The 17,153-nt window shown below is 29.1% G+C and carries 17 protein-coding genes and 1 other annotated feature; of the genes, 9 read left to right on the top strand and 8 right to left on the bottom strand.

The genetic code is table 4. The annotated features are described in order from the left end of the window. Positions 1-647, bottom strand: a 647-nt coding sequence (locus tag RDJ14_RS00305) for a hypothetical protein (RefSeq protein ID WP_308149371.1), incomplete at its 3' end; no start/stop codon positions are given. Beyond that, positions 568-837: a hypothetical protein gene (locus tag RDJ14_RS00300; RefSeq protein ID WP_308149370.1), complete on the bottom strand. Its 270-nt coding sequence runs from the start codon at positions 835-837 to the stop codon at positions 568-570. The genes RDJ14_RS00305 and RDJ14_RS00300, both read right to left, overlap by 80 nt. A 72-nt stretch (positions 838-909) precedes the next feature. Here RDJ14_RS00300 and RDJ14_RS00295 point away from each other — a divergent pair, with 72 nt between their 5' ends. Further along, a complete protein-coding gene (locus RDJ14_RS00295; RefSeq protein ID WP_308149369.1) occupies positions 910-1,131 on the top strand; it encodes a hypothetical protein in 222 nt (73 codons plus the stop codon). Between the two features lie 6 nt (positions 1,132-1,137). Next, positions 1,138-2,829 carry a hypothetical protein gene (locus RDJ14_RS00290; RefSeq protein WP_308149368.1) on the top strand — a complete coding sequence of 564 codons (1,692 nt, stop codon included), beginning with the start codon at positions 1,138-1,140 and terminating at the stop codon, positions 2,827-2,829. On the opposite strand, the gene RDJ14_RS00285 is transcribed toward RDJ14_RS00290, so the two are convergent. The 6 genes from RDJ14_RS00285 to rplJ all read right to left on the bottom strand — a co-directional run bounded on the left by RDJ14_RS00285 (position 2,725) and on the right by rplJ (position 13,142). Next, positions 2,725-4,080, bottom strand: a complete 1,356-nt coding sequence (locus tag RDJ14_RS00285; protein ID WP_308149367.1) for a hypothetical protein — start codon at positions 4,078-4,080, stop codon at positions 2,725-2,727. The two genes, RDJ14_RS00290 and RDJ14_RS00285, sit on opposite strands and share 105 nt — an antisense overlap. Continuing rightward, a complete protein-coding gene (locus RDJ14_RS00280) occupies positions 4,016-4,324 on the bottom strand; it encodes a hypothetical protein (protein WP_308149366.1) in 309 nt (102 codons plus the stop codon). The genes RDJ14_RS00285 and RDJ14_RS00280 overlap by 65 nt, the downstream gene beginning before the upstream one ends. A gap of 222 nt (positions 4,325-4,546) precedes the next feature. Next, complete coding sequence (gene rpoC / locus RDJ14_RS00275; RefSeq protein ID WP_374047451.1) at positions 4,547-8,299, bottom strand: DNA-directed RNA polymerase subunit beta'; 3,753 nt, start codon at positions 8,297-8,299, stop codon at positions 4,547-4,549. A 17-nt stretch (positions 8,300-8,316) separates the two neighbouring features. Further along, on the bottom strand, positions 8,317-12,027 hold the full coding sequence (locus tag RDJ14_RS00270) for a DNA-directed RNA polymerase subunit beta (protein WP_308149365.1): 3,711 nt from the start codon (positions 12,025-12,027) through the stop codon (positions 8,317-8,319). 189 nt (positions 12,028-12,216) lie between these two features. Next, positions 12,217-12,597, bottom strand: coding sequence for a ribosomal protein L7/L12 (locus tag RDJ14_RS00265; protein ID WP_308149364.1), 381 nt, complete (start codon positions 12,595-12,597; stop codon positions 12,217-12,219). A gap of 71 nt (positions 12,598-12,668) precedes the next feature. Continuing rightward, complete coding sequence (gene rplJ / locus RDJ14_RS00260) at positions 12,669-13,142, bottom strand: 50S ribosomal protein L10 (RefSeq protein WP_308149363.1); 474 nt, start codon at positions 13,140-13,142, stop codon at positions 12,669-12,671. 37 nt (positions 13,143-13,179) lie between these two features. Next, positions 13,180-13,311 (bottom strand) — a sequence feature (ribosomal protein L10 leader region). Between the two features lie 463 nt (positions 13,312-13,774). Between rplJ and RDJ14_RS00255 the strand changes: the two genes are divergently transcribed. From RDJ14_RS00255 to rpsO, 7 genes are all read left to right on the top strand, one after another. Further along, positions 13,775-13,933, top strand: coding sequence for a hypothetical protein (locus RDJ14_RS00255; RefSeq protein ID WP_308149362.1), 159 nt, complete (start codon positions 13,775-13,777; stop codon positions 13,931-13,933). A 64-nt stretch (positions 13,934-13,997) separates the two neighbouring features. Then, positions 13,998-14,165: a hypothetical protein gene (locus tag RDJ14_RS00250; protein ID WP_308149361.1), complete on the top strand. Its 168-nt coding sequence runs from the start codon at positions 13,998-14,000 to the stop codon at positions 14,163-14,165. 259 nt (positions 14,166-14,424) lie between these two features. Next, entirely contained in the window at positions 14,425-14,712 is a 288-nt protein-coding gene (locus RDJ14_RS00245; RefSeq protein ID WP_308149360.1) for a SemiSWEET family transporter, read from the top strand. Continuing rightward, positions 14,705-14,899 (top strand): PQ-loop domain-containing transporter, encoded by a 195-nt coding sequence (locus RDJ14_RS00240; protein WP_308149359.1) that lies wholly within the window; start codon positions 14,705-14,707, stop codon positions 14,897-14,899. Before RDJ14_RS00245 ends, RDJ14_RS00240 begins: the two co-directional genes overlap by 8 nt. A gap of 114 nt (positions 14,900-15,013) precedes the next feature. Further along, a complete protein-coding gene (locus tag RDJ14_RS00235) occupies positions 15,014-15,499 on the top strand; it encodes a DUF1905 domain-containing protein (protein WP_308149358.1) in 486 nt (161 codons plus the stop codon). 7 nt (positions 15,500-15,506) lie between these two features. Continuing rightward, positions 15,507-16,229: a glycerol-3-phosphate 1-O-acyltransferase PlsY gene (plsY, locus tag RDJ14_RS00230; RefSeq protein WP_308149357.1), complete on the top strand. Its 723-nt coding sequence runs from the start codon at positions 15,507-15,509 to the stop codon at positions 16,227-16,229. A gap of 137 nt (positions 16,230-16,366) precedes the next feature. Then, complete coding sequence (gene rpsO / locus RDJ14_RS00225; RefSeq protein WP_308149356.1) at positions 16,367-16,633, top strand: 30S ribosomal protein S15; 267 nt, start codon at positions 16,367-16,369, stop codon at positions 16,631-16,633. Positions 16,634-17,153: the final 520 nt, after the last annotated feature.

The raw sequence follows: 17,153 nt of genomic DNA, 5'->3' as shown, positions 1-17,153 counted from the left end.
ATAAGTACGCTATGGTCTTTACTACCTGTTGCTCAATCCACACCAACACTATAAAAATCAAATTTATAAGTATCTTTTTCTTTATTATAGAATTCTTGTAAATTATATGGTTGTCAATATTTTATTGCTTTTAGAAATGGAAAAACAGTTGCATCACTATCTAAATATTCAAATCCATAATACACAGTATTAAATTCATCAGGATTTTTCTTTTTTAATTCTAAAATTAATTTTTGTGTTACTGGTTCTAATTTTTTTCAAAATGGTAATAAAGTAAATCTTAAAATAAATAATCCTAGACCTGAAAACGCTTCCGTATCTTCATAATAGACCTTACCAATTTTTTTAAGGGTATCTATAACTTGCTCATTTAACGGCAAATAGGGGGTACAGTAGAGCAAATAAAAGGGGTGGTATTTATCATAGGGGTTACAAGTAAAAGCAATAAAGTGATTTTTATAAAAATAACGAGTTATTTTTTTACCATAAGTTGGACTAAATATATTTCTATCAATAAATGTTCAACTTCAGTCGATAATGGGTTCATTAGATACTTTAATACGATTACTACGAAACATTGATAATTTTAAACGTTCATAACGTTGGGTTAATTGTTTTTCACTTAAAGTTTCTTTTTCTTCTGCCATAATAATTTCATGTTTTTCTTGTTAAACGTGCTGTTGGTACAAAACGATAAAAACAATTAGTAGTGAAAAATTCTGCTCATTGTTCACCAACAAACTCTTTAAAAACATCCCAACTAAAACCATAATTATTATCACTAAAATTAAGGTCATATTTTTGATTTAATTGTGTATAACTACTAATAAGTTGCATATTTGACCACCTAACCTTTACTATAAATTAAAATATTAATTTATCAAACATTAAATAGAACGGAGACATATAATGTCTTGAAATTATCGAGAACAATACCAAAAAATTAATCAGTTAACTTTAGAATATATTAAAAAAAGATGAGAAAAACTAGATTTAAAATTATTTAAAACAAGAGATAAAAGCAAATATATTATTGTTGACTTTGAAAAAAGAAAAAGAAACACAATATATGGTGTAGTAATTTACAAACGACGTATTTATAAATATACACACTTTAAGGTTAGGAGATAATAGTTTATGTTAGAAAAATCTCTAAAAGTTAATTGAAAAAATCTTTTTTATTTCATTATGGTTAAAATTACTCATTCTTTTATTACTAATCTTTTATTTATTATTTCAATAGTATTATCTTTTTTAGTTATTGTTGTTTTATTTAGTTTAAACTTAGCAATTGATAAATTTTTGGTTAATATTCAATATTATATTATGATTTTATATGGCATTCTTTTATTTATTTTTGTTTTAATGAACGCAATTAAATTATTTGGAACGCAAGTTGAAGATAGTTCTTTCTTATTATTATTAACCAAACCTTATTCACGAAGAACCATTATTTTAACTCAATATTTAGCATTATTTTCTGTATCATTTGTATTTATAACTTTAAATATTCTAGTATTATTAATTGTTGGTGGTATTATGGGTGGTATTATCAAAGAGCCATTCTTAGTCTATTATATTATTATTGTTTTAAAATTCTTTGCTTTTCTATCTTTATTTACCATTTTAGTAACAACAGGCACAGTAACTATTTTATCTTTTGCTGCAAGTCAAACGGTTTTTTTAATTTTTATCATCTTTTGTAGTTTGTTTTTATTAGGAGGTTTACCTTATACTGCTTATAAAAATGAAGCAGAAAATATTACTCTCAACATTGCTGGCAATCAATTGCAAGTCAAAGAAATTAAAGACAGTATTTTGTTCGATAAATATGTTAAGGAAGGATTAATTAAATATCCTGATTTAAGCAAAGCACTTGCTGAATTTTATCATAGTTTAACTGAGAGTGAACTACAAACTTTTGATAGTACTGCTGTGCAAGCAAAACGAATTGATTTTTTTACTAAAGAAGAATTAATAAAAACCAGAACTGAAAATAAAACAGCAACAGGTAATATTCAATCTTGAAAAGGTAAAACTGTTACTGGGCAAGTTACTGTACAAGTTGCCTTTACTAATCCCTTTATTAGCTTAAATGATTTAAAAACTAATCTGAATACTAATTTTAAGAAAGATTTATTTAATCTCATCAATGACTATGATAGTCGTTATAAACTTAATAATTTTATAACTCAAGTTAAATTCAAAATGCCCAAATTAATAAAATATGATTTACCTAATTGCAAAATTACTACTGCCACTGGTGTTGATCAACCAATTCTAGGCGATGAAATCACCAATGCTTTTTTAAACAGTATTGATTATCGTTTTGATTCAACGTTACGTGAATCTTATAATAACATATTTAATAATCCAGTTTATTTTATTATACGTGCTACTGAAGATTATATTTATGGTCAAGTTAATAATCTAAAAATAATTAGCAATAACAATGTTAGTATTACTGAAAATTATTTAAAGCTACAAAGTATTGTTAATACTTATAATCTTATTAATAAAGTAAATTTTATTGAGCATTGAAATCAAATTTGAACTTATTTCATGGGTTTTTATGGTGATTTTTGATTCTCACCATTAACAAACTCTAATATTGATTTTGATACGCAACAAAATACTTTATTTAGTTATCCTGATTTTGATTTTACTTTGAGCAATGGAAAATTTGACATTAAAAATCTACCTTATATTCAAAATAGTATTTTATTAATAGCAATTTATATGGGAATTAGTGTCAGATTTACTAATAGTAAAATTGGTATAGCCATATCAATTTACACACATTGAAAATGCATTACCATTAATAACTAACCTTCAGTTATTATGTGAACTAAGATTTTTTCTATTAATTACATTGCTTATTACATTAGTTAGTCAAGTAGTGCTTCCATCCGTTGTTCACTTAACTGTATCATTAGGGTTAATAAAACCGTTCTTTGTTCCAAAATCATTTGTTTGCTTAGTAACATAATCATATATTTTTTGAACAATCACATCTCTATTTATAAAATCATCATAAACAACAGAATTAAGAATAATATTGAAACCATAAGAACTTCATCCAATATTATTATAATTTTTGTTATATTGAAATAAAGCACCTTGACCAACAAATAAGTTTTCTAAAATTTTTAGACTTTCACTAGTATTCTTTGCTCTAGATTTACCAGTACTAGTTATGTAATATTGAATTGGCATTGCTTTAATTTCCAAGCCACCAATTTTTCAATTCCTTGTTTGATACTCACCAAACACAAAAACATTATCTTGATTAGCAATTTGTACATTGTTCTTAGTTTCTCAAACGCTCAATCTACTAGCAAAATTACTTTCTCGAACAGCAATAATTGAATTTCAACCTTTATTAAAATTTGCTGAATTACTAATAAACCTCTGTGATTCAGGTAAAGATAAAGGGAAATTATCATTATTGTTATTTTTATTATTTCCGTCTACATTCATAAAATTATAATCATTATTATAAGGATTAGCAATTGACTGTGTATCAATTTCCAAACTCTTAATATTTTTTAAATCTTGATTTTCCATTAATTTTTTCTTAATATCTGGTAAAACTATATTATTTTGTTGGTTAACAAAACTATCATCTCATTTATCATACTCAAGTTTAATACAATTAATACTATTTAGTTTTTCCTTAACATTATTGCTAACAACAGTAACTACTTGATTTAAATCAGCGCCATCATTAGCAAAATACATATCATATGTTTGTTTAATAGGAGTTGTATGTATTTTGGCATTTTCACCTAAACACGTAAAATCTAGTGTCAAATTAGCAATAAGATGATATCAATTAGTAATATTATAATCATTTGGTTTAAAAGATTTTAAACCAAAATCATTATTCACTCAATCAAATACTTTATTAATTAGTAAGTCATCTAAATCATTAGTATTTATTTTTAAAATATCATTAGGATTGATACCATTGAATAATGGTTTTAATTCTGGATAGTTAACGACTAAATTATTACTAATAGTAAGAATTTGTGATTTTAAAACTTCTAAAAATCCATCAATAACTTTTTTCTTGACCAATTTTTTTTAAATATTTCATAATAGCAGCACCATTTGTGACATTACCTTCTCTTCGCAAATTTAACCCATCATTAATTAAATTAGCAAATTCAGTTTGAATTTTATCTTTCGCAGTTTGTACTAGTACTAAATAATCAGTATCATCTGCTACAGGTGGTGTTTTAGTACCTCCACAAGCTATAACACTCAATGGAACTGGTGTTGTCAGAATTAATACTGTTAGTAACGATAATAACTTTCTCATAAATTGCTACCTCCCTTGTATCTTAAACTAGAAAGTACCACTTATTAGCGACACATTTCATATTTATCATTATATATATATATATATATAATGATAAATATGCTTATTCTGACAACCAATACCCATGGTTGTAATCTTAATTTAAGCAAGAAAGTTTCATCAATTAAAAAAATGACCAAATTTGGTCATTTTTTATATAAATTGTTTGTAATTATTAAATAATTAATATTCTTCTTCTCTAGCATCTCTACCATTTTCTAGTAACTGTTCTGTTGTCATTAAGCCAGTTCCAGCAGGAATTAAGTTTCCTAAAATAACATTTTCTTTTAGGCCTCTTAAATTATCAGTTTTAGATTTAATAACCGCATTAGTTAATACTCTAGTTGTATCTTGGAATGAAGCTGCTGCTAAGAATGAATCAGATTCTAATGGTGCTTTCTTAATTCCTAAGATTAATGGACGACCAAAGGCAGGTGTTTTACCAGCATAAATAATTTTAGCATTAACTTGTTTGAACTCTTTAATATCAACAATTTCTCCTGGTAATAATGATGAATCACCACCTTCAAAGATGAAGATACGGTTTAACATTTGTTTAACAATGATTTCAATATACTTATCAGAAATTTCAATTCCTTGTAAACGATAAACACGTTGTACTTCTTTTAAGATATATTGTTGTACTTCAATAATACCAGCAACTTCTAATAGTTGAATAATATTAATAGCACCTTCAGTTAATTTTTGGCCAATTTTAACTGTATCACCTGATTCAATACGTAGTTGTGCATTATATTGTGTTTTATATTCTTTGTAATCAAGTTTTGATTTAACAGCAATCGTATAAATACCTTGTTCTTCACGAATTTCAGTAATTTTACCTTCAAATTCACTAATAATAGCAACTGCACCTTTGGGGTTAGTAACGTCTAATAGTTCCTTAATTCTTGGTAATCCTTGGGTAATATCACTACCACCAGCAACTCCACCAGTATGGAAGGTTCTCATGGTTAGTTGGGTACCTGGTTCACCAATTGATTGCGCAGCAATAATTCCAACTGCTTCACCAATCGCCACAATTTCACCAGTAGTTAAGTTAACACCATAACATTTTTGACAAACACCATATCCAGCTTCACAAGTTAGTACGGAACGAATATTTAATTTTTCAATTTTAGCTTGTAAGATTGCTTCAACTAGTTTTTCCGTGATTAATTCATTGTTTGGGACAATCACATTATTATTAGCATCAACAACATCACCTTGGACATAACGTCCAAATAAACGGTCATGTAATGGCACGATAATATTATTACGTTTTAAGTCAACAATATCACTAATGATGAAGCCATTACCAGTTTTACAATCAAATTCAGTAACAATAATATCTTGCGAAACATCAACTAGTCTTCGTGTTAAGTATCCTGAGTCAGAAGTTTTCAACGCCATATCGGCCATTCCTTTTCGGGCACCATGGGTTGAAATAAAGAATTCTGACACGTTTAATCCTTCACGAAATGAAGATTTAATCGGTAGTTCAATAACTTCCCCTTTGGGATTGTTCATTAAACCACGCATCCCTACTAATTGTGTAAAGTTACTAATATTAGTACGAGCACCTGAATCTCACATCATAAAGATTGGATTGTTAATATCTTTTTTTAAGACTGTTTCTAATTCATCTTGAATAATATTTTTAATAGTTCCTCATTTATTAATAATGTGGTAGTGGCGTTCGCGATTAGTTAACATTCCATCTTTGTAAAATTTATTAATATCTTTAACATATTGGTCAGCTTCTGAGAATAGTCGTGTTTTACCTGAGTAAGATACAACGTCACCAGCAGAAATTGTTGTTCCCGAAATTGTTGAGAATTTAAACCCAAGGTTTTTCATTTTATCTAACATTTCAGCTGTTGGTTGTGTTCCAAATATTTTAAAGTATTTATGAATAACATCAGCTAAGTTCTTTTTCTTGAATGGTTCAACAATACTTCTTGTTTTAACAAATTCACGGAAGTCAGCATCGGGCATAACAAGGTCTTCAGTATGAATTTCTGTTAAATTAGTAATGTTAGGGCGGTTAATAAAGGGCATACGACTTGAAAATATTTGGTTAAAAATAATTTTACCAATCGTTGTAATTAAAAACTTGTTTTGATCAACCTCAGCAAATTTATTTTTACCTAAACTTGAGACACGAATCCCAATAATAGCATGTAATGATACTGTTTTAGTGTCATAGGCTTTAACTGCTTCATTAATATCTTTAAAGATTGTTCCTTGTCCTAATTCATCCATTTTTTCGATGGTTAAATAGTAGTTACCAAGGACCATATCTTGGGTTGGTGTCACAATCGGTTTTCCATCTTTAGGACTTAAAATATTTTTTGAACCTAACATTAAACTACGAGCTTCAGCTACTGCTTCTTGGGTAATTGGCACGTGAACAGCCATTTGGTCACCATCGAAATCGGCATTGAAAGCAGGAGTAACTAATGGGTGTAAACGAATAGCTTTTCCTTTAACTAGTACTACTTCAAAAGCTTGAATTCCTAGTCTGTGTAAGGTTGGAGCACGGTTTAACAAGACAGGGCGATCTTTAATTACTTCTTCTAAAATATCTCAAATTCGTTCATCTTGTACTTCAATTAATTTTTCAGCAATTTTAATATTTAAAGCTAACTCATGATGAACTAATCTTTGAATTACGAATGGTTTGAATAAAATGATAGCCATATCACGAGGAATTCCACATTGGTACATTTTTAATTCTGGACCAACGGCAATAACACTTCTTCCTGAATAGTCAACTCGTTTTCCTAATAAGTTTTGACGGAAACGTCCTTGTTTTCCTTTTAACGTTGAAGTTAAAGATTTTAATGGGCGCTTGTCTCTACCAGTTACGGGACGGGCTTTACGTTCATTGTCGAATAAAGCATCAACGGCTTCTTGGAGCATTCTTTTTTCATTATTAATAATTAAAATCGGAGCACCCATTTGTTTTACTTTTTTTAGACGTTCATTACGGATAATGATTCTACGGTACAAGTCATTGATTTCAGATGTTGTAAATCGTCCCCCATCTAATTGGATAATGGGGCGGATGTCAGGGGGAATAACAGGAATTGCATGCATTACCATTCATTCTGGTTTGTTGCCAGATTTGGCAAATGAGTCAATCACATCTAAACGACGCATTAATTTTCTACGGTCAGTTTGTGACTTTTTATTTAGTAATTGTTTTTTAATCGCAATGAATTCTTTTTCTAAATTAATATTTTTCAATAAAAATTCAATCGCAGCAGCACCAATCCCAAATTTAGTTCCCGTATGTTTAGTAATAAATTGCGCACATTCATCCATTGAGAACGGACGAGATGTGTCTGATAATGTATCAGTTAACATTTGCGCACGAGTATGGGCAAAAGAATTAGGTTCTAATTGGTCTAAAATTTGGGTAAATACTTTACGTAAACGGTTACGAGTATCAGCTGATGATTTAGCATTTCCTAAATCCATAATCATTTTTTGTTTTAATCCTTTGGCAGTTCCAGGTTCTAAAACAATATAAGAAACAAAATAAGCAACTTCTTCTAAGTCTTTGGCTTTCATATCTAATGCTAATGCAATTCGTGATGGTGATGCTTTTAACATTCAAATGTGCGTTACTGGTTCTTCAAGTTCAATGTGACCTAAACGTTCTCTTCGCACAATGGCTTCCGTAATTTCCACTAAACAGCGTTCACAAACTTTACCTTTGTTTTTGATTTTCTTGTACTTACCACAAGTACATTCATAGTTTTTAGTTGGACCAAAGATTCTGGCATCAAATAATCCATCTTTTTCTGGTTTTAATGATTTGTAATTAATAGTTTCTGGTTTCGTAATTTCTCCATGTGATCAAGAACGGATTTGATCAGCAGAAGCAAGCGAAATTTTAATAGCAGTATAATGTTTTGAATTTTTTTGCATAATTTATTGCTCCATTTCTAATCTTCAAGATAACTTTCAACTTCTTCGTCATAAGTTACTACTTTTTGTTCTTGACCTTTTTCATCAATTAACATAATATTAATTCCTAAACCTTGTAGTTCTTTTGTTAAAACGTTGAATGATTCAGGGATACCAGGCGTTGGAATTTGTTTATTACGTAGGATTGCTTCGTAAGTTTTAATTCTGCCTTTGATATCATCGGATTTAATAGTTAAGATTTCTTGTAATGTATGGGCAGCACCATAGGCTTCTAAGGCTCAAACTTCCATTTCTCCAAATCTTTGTCCCCCATTTTGGGCTTTTCCACCTAATGGTTGCTGAGTAATTAATGAGTATGGACCAACGTTACGCGCATGTAATTTATCATCAACCATGTGTGATAGTTTTAGCATGTACATAACACCAACTGAGATTTTTTTAGCAAACTTTTCACCAGTTAAGCCATCATACAATGTTAATTTATCAAAGTCATTGTATTTAGCTTCTTTCATGATGTCTAGTAAATCTTGATTTTTAGCACCATCGAAAACAGGAGTTGCAACTTTAATGCCTAAAGTTTTAGCGGCCATTCCTAAATGTAATTCCAGGATTTGGCCAATATTCATCCGTGATGGTACTCCTAGTGGGTTTAACATAATGTCAACTGGTGTTCCATCTTCTAAGAATGGCATGTCTTCTTCTGGTAATACTTTGGAAATAACCCCTTTGTTTCCGTGACGTCCCGCCATTTTATCTCCTTCACGAATTTTACGTTTTTGCACGATAAAGACTTTAACGACTTCTTCAACTTCAGATGGTAAATCAAAGCCATCTTCACGCTTATAACGTTTAATGCCTTGCACAATACCAGCGCCACCGTTGGGAACACGTAGTGAGTTGTCTTTAACGTTACGTGATTTTTCTCCGAAAATAGCAGCAAGTAATTTTTCTTCAGCTGTTGATTGCGTTTGTCCTTTTGGTGTGACTTTACCAACTAGGATATCGCCTTCTTTAACTTCAGTTTCAATTAGTACAATTCCTTCATCATCTAAATATCGACGAGATTGTTCGGAAGTATTAGGGATTTCACGAGTGATTTCTTCTTTACCTTGTTTTGTTTTACGACATTCTAGATTATATTCTTCAATGTGCAATGATGTATAAACATCATCTTTAACTAAACGTTCACTAATGATAATGGCATCTTCATAGTTATAACCATGTCAAGTCATGAAAGCAATAATAACGTTTTGTCCTAAAGCAAGTTCACCATCTTTCATTGATGGACCATCAGCTAGGATTTGATTTGCTTCAACAACATCACCTGCTTTAACAAGGGGAATATGGGTTACTGAAGTCCCTTGGTTACTACGTTCAAAACGGCTTAGTTCATAAGTTGTAACTTCATCTTTTGATTTAACGATAATTTCATTAGAATCAACATATTGTACAATTCCTGGTAAGTTAGCAACGACAGCTAAACCTGAGTCACGAGCAACTGCATATTCAACACCAGTACCAACAATTGGTGTTTGTGGTTTTAGTAATGGAATCGCTTGACGTTGCATGTTGGCACCCATTAAGGCACGGTTAGCATCATCGTTTTCTAAGAACGGAATACAACTTGTGGCAATAGAAACAATTTGTTTTGGTGACACGTCAATGTATTCAACTTCTTTGGGACCAACAATAATATTTTGACCGTTACTACGAGCAATCACATTATTATTTTTAATAATATTATCAGGAGTTAATTCAATATTAGCTTGAGCAATGATATAGTTTTTTTCTTCACCAGCAGTTAAGTATTTAACTTGGTCTGTAATTTGACCTTTAACTACTTGACGGTATGGTGTTTCAATGAAACCATATTCATTAACACGGGCATAAGTTGCTAAATTGTTAATCAATCCAATGTTAGGTCCTTCTGGAGTTTCAATAGGACAGATTCTTCCATAGTGAGAGTAGTGAACGTCACGTACTTCTAGACTGGCACGGTCACGAGAAAGTCCACCAGGGCCAAGGGCAGTTAAACGACGTTTATTAGCAAGTTCGGCTAATGGATTAGTTTGGTCCATGAACTGTGACAATTGCGATAGATTAAAAAATTCTCCAATAACAGCCGTTAATGGTTTGTTATTAGTAATGTTAGAAGGTTTCATTTTATCACTATCAGTAGTTGACATTTTTTCTTTAACATTTTTTTCAATCCGACCCATACCAATCCGAAATTGATTTTGCAATAGTTCACCGATGGTACGAATACGACGGTTACCTAAGTGGTCAATATCATCAGCGTTACCAATACCATGCACAAAATTTAGGATATAAGATAAAGTAGCTAAAATGTCAGCAAGAGTAATGATTTCTTCTTTACAATTAGGATTAATCCCTACTATGTTAATAGTTTCAACTAGTTTTTCTTTATCACTATATACTGTAATTAATTGCACATAATGTTTTGGGTCAGCATCATTCATTGATGTTTTTAAAGGAACTAAACACGCACCTTGTGCTAATACATTTTTTAAAATTTCTAATTGTGGTTTTCCAATTACTTGTTTTTTCTTTAAAACCACATTACCATCAAGATCTTTAATATCTTGGGCTAATGTATAATTTAAAACACGGTCAGTAATCGATAGTTTTTGCACTAATTTATAACGTCCGGCTTTTGTTAAATCATATTTTTTAGGGTCGAAAAGTAAACCAGTCAAAAATTTAGCAGCACCATCAACAGAAGCAGTTTCTCCAGCTTTAATTTTTTTATAAATTTCTTGGACGGCTAATGGTCAATTTTGGTGTTCATCATATTCATAAGTATTCAATAATACATCATCTTTACCAATAATATTTACTACATCATCTTTACTTAAACCTAAAGCAGTAAGTAAAGTCGTTACGGTAATTTTACGTGACTTTTCAATTTTAACATTAATGATATCTTTGATCGCATTTTTATTACGAACTAATTTATTACGTTTAGCATCAGTTTCAAATTCTAATCAGGTTCCTCTTGAAGGAATTAAATCACCACAAAATTTAGATAAACCAGTTTTTGGGTCAATCTCAATTTTATAATAAGCACCAGGTGAACGAACTAATTGTGAAACGACAACTTTCTCGCTACCATTAATAATAAAGGTTCCTTTTTGTGTCATTAATGGAAAATCTCCTAAGAAAACATCACCTTCACGAGTTAATGTATAATCAATTGTTAAGACATCATCTTCACGAGTTTTAACAGTAACTTCAATCGTTGAAAACTCACTATTAGCGTGATTAGTTTTTTCTTCAAAATAGTACATATTGTCACTAACTTTTGGTTGATTAATATTTTTAATTCCAAATTGTTCTTTAATTCAACGTGTTAAGTAATCTAAAAGAACGTCTTTGGCAGCAATAGTTAAATGACGACTATTTTCATGAATAGATAAAGATAATCTGGCATAAATAGGTGATTCATAAGTTTTTGACTCATCTTTTGCTTCTTTTAATGTTCGTCTTGGTTTACGAAATTCTCAATCAACTAATGATAAAATAATACGATTATCGTTGTCAGTAATCGGAAATACTTCGTGAAATACTTCTTGGATTCCTGTTTCAATAAATCATTTATAGGTATCACGTTGAATAGAAATTAAATCTGGAAGGTCTAAGTTTCCAGAAACTTTAGTATAGTCACGTCTTTTAGCGTAATGACCAAATTGTTTTGTAGTATATGACATTGGTTCATCTCCAATTTTTTTAATTTTAATAGCATCAAATGATTTGATTTGAAATGGATTAGTAACAATAATAGTTGCTAATCTGATTGATAAAATATTAAGTTTTTTTGGTTATTAATTTTATTTAAATAACAAACAGAAAACCAGTATTAAGTAAAACTGGTTTTCATGTAAAATTATTTATATTAATTACTTAACTTCAGCTATAGCTCCATCTTTTTTTAGAACTGCTTCGAACTCAGCTGCTTTAGTAGCATCAATATTTTCTAATAATTTTTGTGGACCAGTAGCAACAGCATCAACAATTTTTTTAGCAGCGATTAATGATGTATCAGCTCCTAAAATTGTTTTAACTGCTTTAATAACAGCAACTTTGTTATCTCCAACTGCATTTAATATTAGAGATACTGTTGTTGGTTTTGCTTCTACTTCTTGAACAGGAGCTGCTGCTGTAGCAACTGCTGCTGTAACTCCGAAAGCTTTTTCGATTGCTGACACTAAGTCTTTTAATTCTAATGCAGTCATTTTTTCAATGCTTTCAATGAACTGTTTTGTTGTAATGTTTTCCATTTTTAATTTCCTCCGTGTAAATTTGTTGATAGTTTTAATAAGTGTTAATTATGCGTTTTCTTTTTGTTCTGCTACTGCTTTAATTTAATTGATAAAGCTAAGTTACGAACAGGACCTTGTAAACAAGAAGCTAACATTGAAATTAATTCTAGTTTTGATGGTAGTGAAGCAATTGCTATTAATTCTTTTTTATTAATAACTTTACCTTCAAAAATTCCACCTCTTAAAACTAGTAATTTGTTGATTTTAGCATAATTAGAAACAATTTTAGCAGTTGCTAAGTCATCTTCAAATCCAAAAATAAAAGCGTTAGGTCCAACTAAACTTGCCTCAAGACTAGCATTATCTTTGTTTAAAGCACGGGCAAATAAGTTATTTTTGTAAATACTGAATGTTGCACCTTTTGATTTTAGTTCTTTACGTAGTGTGCTAATTTCTTCAACATTCATTCCTTGATATTGAACAACGATTGTTGTTTTAGCATCACTAATTTGTTTAGTAATTAAATCAATAGTTTTTTGTTTTTCAACCATTGCTGGGCGCATAAGTACACCTCCTTATTTATTTAAATATAACTAGTAATAAGTAATAAATAAAACCCGGATACCCTCCGAGTAAAATCACATGCATATATATTATCATGATGGAAATTACCTGGGCAACATAATTAAGGCAAATGCCCGTTGCTGTCTTTGGCTTATTCTAGCCTGTATATTATATGATATATAATTTTTAAAAACAACAGTAATTTTGAAAATTTTTTAATTTGTGTCAATATTTGTCATTACCATAAGATAATCGCGAATAAATAATAGAGAACCAAATAATTTCTGTTACTGGTTAATATTAAAACGAAAAACGAAAAAAGTCAGAAAACATGCCCATGTCTCCTGAATATATAACAATTTTAAAAGCGTAAGATAGTTAAAATACATTCAAACATCTAGTATCCTCTCTGAAATCATTTTTTCAAAGGTCATAAACACCTTTAACATTTTTGATTTTATCTTATTATTAGATGAATAAACACCAACCATAGGATTTCATTAACGAATGTTACAAAAGTAGAGTGACCTTGAAAATAATTATTCAACCCCCAAAATGTTTTATCATAATCACTATAATAAAATTTGATATAATGAAATAAACATAATAAAAAAGAAGGGAAGTAATCAATATGGGATGATTCGGTAAGAAAAAAGATAAAAGTATGAATATGGACCAAGTCAAATGTGAAGGCTGTGGAAAAATGAATAACGCATCTGAATGTGTTAAATCAGCCGATGGTAAATGTTTATGTAAAGACTGTGCTGCTAATCAAGAAGCAAACAAATAATAAAATATTAAATAAGTGTGTTATTTAACACACTTATTTAATATTTTAAAGGGGGACTTCAATCATGGGATGATTCGGTAAGAAAAAAACAAATTCTGAAATTGAAGCATACACTGAAGATAAAATCCGATGTGCTAATTGTGAAAAAATGTTTGATCCACTGGAAATTCATTATGCTACTAATGGCAAAACTTTTTGTAAACCATGTGCTGGTAAATTACAGAAAAGTTAGCAATAAATAATTATTGAACCAAAAAAAGAAACGAAAATAAAAAATATGTCAGCGTGACCTAAAATTTGATTTTATTGAGTTTTAGGCTTTTTAATTTTTAACTATCCATTAAATTTTACTCCTCAGGTAACAAAGCCCACTACAATAGATTTTTGATAAAATATTAGAAATTTCAATTTAATTAAAAAAATAAAATATTTATTCATTTTTTTATTATAATATTTATGAATATTTAAATTAAAGGAGGCAATAAAAAAATATGGAAATTTTTACACAAGTATTGGGTTACTTAGCAGCTATTTGTATTCCGCTAGCGTTTTTACCTCAAACCATTAAATTGATTAAAACCAGGAAAACTTCTGGACTTTCAATTTTTTCATATAGTGTCTATCAACTAGGTGGTCTTACATTCCTAATCTTTGGTATTCTACGCAATGATATTCCGATGATTACTTGCCAAAGTATTACTGCTTTTTTAAACTTTATTATTATTAGCAATATTTTTAGAAAACAAAAACCACAAATTAAGGAGGTAACTAATGCCTAATATTGTTATTGAAGTTGTCGGGTATGTTGGCGCATTATTGATTTCAATTGCCTTTTTACCCCAAACCATTAAATTAATAAAAGATAAAAATACTAAAGGCTTATCACTTATTTCTTATAGCATTTATCAAGTAGGTTTAATTTTATTTATTATTTATGGTAGTATTACTAAAATTATCCATTACTAGCTGCTAATACCTTTGGAACAGTGGTAAATATCGTATTATTAATACTAATAGTTTATAATTTATATTATATTAAGAAATAAGCAAAATAAGGTTTTTGCAAAAGGAGACTTAACAATGATTCAACAAAAGTTTTATAAATTTAATGCCACAATTATGAATACCTACAATAAAAATGGTCATCTTTATTCTTATATTGAACTACCATTTACCAACTTACAAAATGAATTTGGAAAAAAGAGATTAATTCCTGTACAAATAACTTTTGATAATAGTACAAAAATGGGTAGTATTATTAATAGTAACGACATCATACCAATTATCATTATATCCAATAACATAAAAACCCAAATTCAAAAAGTAGTTGGAGATGATGTTGATATTAATTTACATTATGATAATGAACCTGAAGCCCTTAAGCTACCTAAATATTTGTTAAAGATGCTTTTTAAACAATCATTATTTAATCAATGAAATCAATTAACAATTAAAAATAAAAAAGAATTGATTACTTTGTGAAAATTACAACGTCAACAAACTAATATTGAAGAAACATTACTTATTAATTTAAAAAATAAAATTCTAACAGAAACTTGAGGTTAGATACCATATGCCCCATATTAATTTATTAGGAACTTTTATTTTTATCATTATTGGATATTTAATTGGTTCGATTTCACCTGCTATTATTATTAGTAAAATTAAATTTAAAACTGATGTTCGTAATCATTTTTCTAAAAATGCCGGTGCTACTAATTCAACTAGAGTTATGGGTGCCAAATGGGGAGCTGTTATCTTAATCATTGATGGTTTTAAACCTGCTATTGGCATTATGTTTGCTTATGTTTTAACGTTAATTAATATTACTGACCCTAACTTTCATAATATGTTTAATGAGGGATACTTATATGCAACTGGTCTTGCTGCTGTAATTGGTCATTGCTGACCAATCTTTTACGGATTTCGTGGAGGTAAGGGAGCTGCTGCTTCACTTGGTGTTCTATTAATGATTAATCCTATTTATTGTGTTTTAATGATTGCTATTTGATGATTTATTTTATATTTAAGTCGTATGTCTTCACTATCTTCGATTTTAATGATTGTTCCGGCATTCATTTTATCTTGAATTCCTCATATGCCACTTCATGCATGGTTATGACAACATGATACTCAATATTATTTTGTTAACATTATTATCGTGTTGACTTGATTACTAGTTGTAACAAAACATTGAACTAATGTTAAACGAATTTTTAATGGTACGGAACGAAAAGTAAAACTTTTTGACCGTAAAAAAGATAAAATTGTCGAACCTGTTGTTGCAGAAAAATAATAATTATTTTTTCAATACAACTTGTTTTACCTGAAAAATTAAGGTATTATTATAATCGTATTGACTTAACATTGTTAATATTCTCTCCGATATTAGCTTTGCTTAAGCCGAATTATTTTATAGGAGAGTGAAAAAATATGGATCAAATTAAATACGAACAACTGATTAAAGATTTTCGTTTAAATGCTAAAGATACTGGTTCTTCTGCAGTGCAAGTTATTAATTTAACAAAAAGAATTTTAGAATTAACAGACCATCTAAAAGTACAAAAAAAAGATATTACTGCTAAAAGAAGTTTATTGAAAATGGTAGCAACAAGAAAGCGTTTTTTAAGATACTACAAAACTCAAGACCTTACTGCTCATGGTAAGTTATTAACTGCTTTAACATTAAAAGATAACTAATTATTTATTCTAACCTTAGTTTTACATGAACTAAGGTTTTTATATTTAAAATTTAGTTAGACATTATTAAAGTGTTAATGATATCATTATTTTTAAGTTTTATATAAAGTAAATTCCATCTAAATTTGTCATAATTAGAATGGATTTTTTTAGAATTACTAAGTAAAATCAATATAGAATATCCAACAGATATTTTGAAATAGCAAGCAAGTGACATGAGACAACTAAAGAAATCCTAGCAAATTCCATAATAAAACCAATTTTCGAATTTACTTTCAAATATATGCGTTTACTTCAGAATAATAACAATATGTTTAGTACAAAAAATACATGAAAAAAACATATTTTTATCAAGATGAGAATTTAAACTATCCTGCTATTAGGTTAAGTCCCGAATCTTGTGTAAATTTATTTTTACAGAGCAATATTTCTCATATCAAATAAATTTAGTTTAATTTATTATACCATACTTAAAAGTTGGTAGGTTAATCTTATCTAAAATTAATTTTAAAATTCTTAT

The sequence above is a fragment of the Spiroplasma sp. AdecLV25b genome (assembly GCF_030913225.1).
GTDB lineage: Bacteria > Bacillota_I > Bacilli_A > Mycoplasmatales > VBWQ01 > Spiroplasma_E.
The sequence above is the reverse complement of the archived record's forward strand: the minus strand, read 5'-3'. Positions and strand labels throughout refer to the sequence as shown.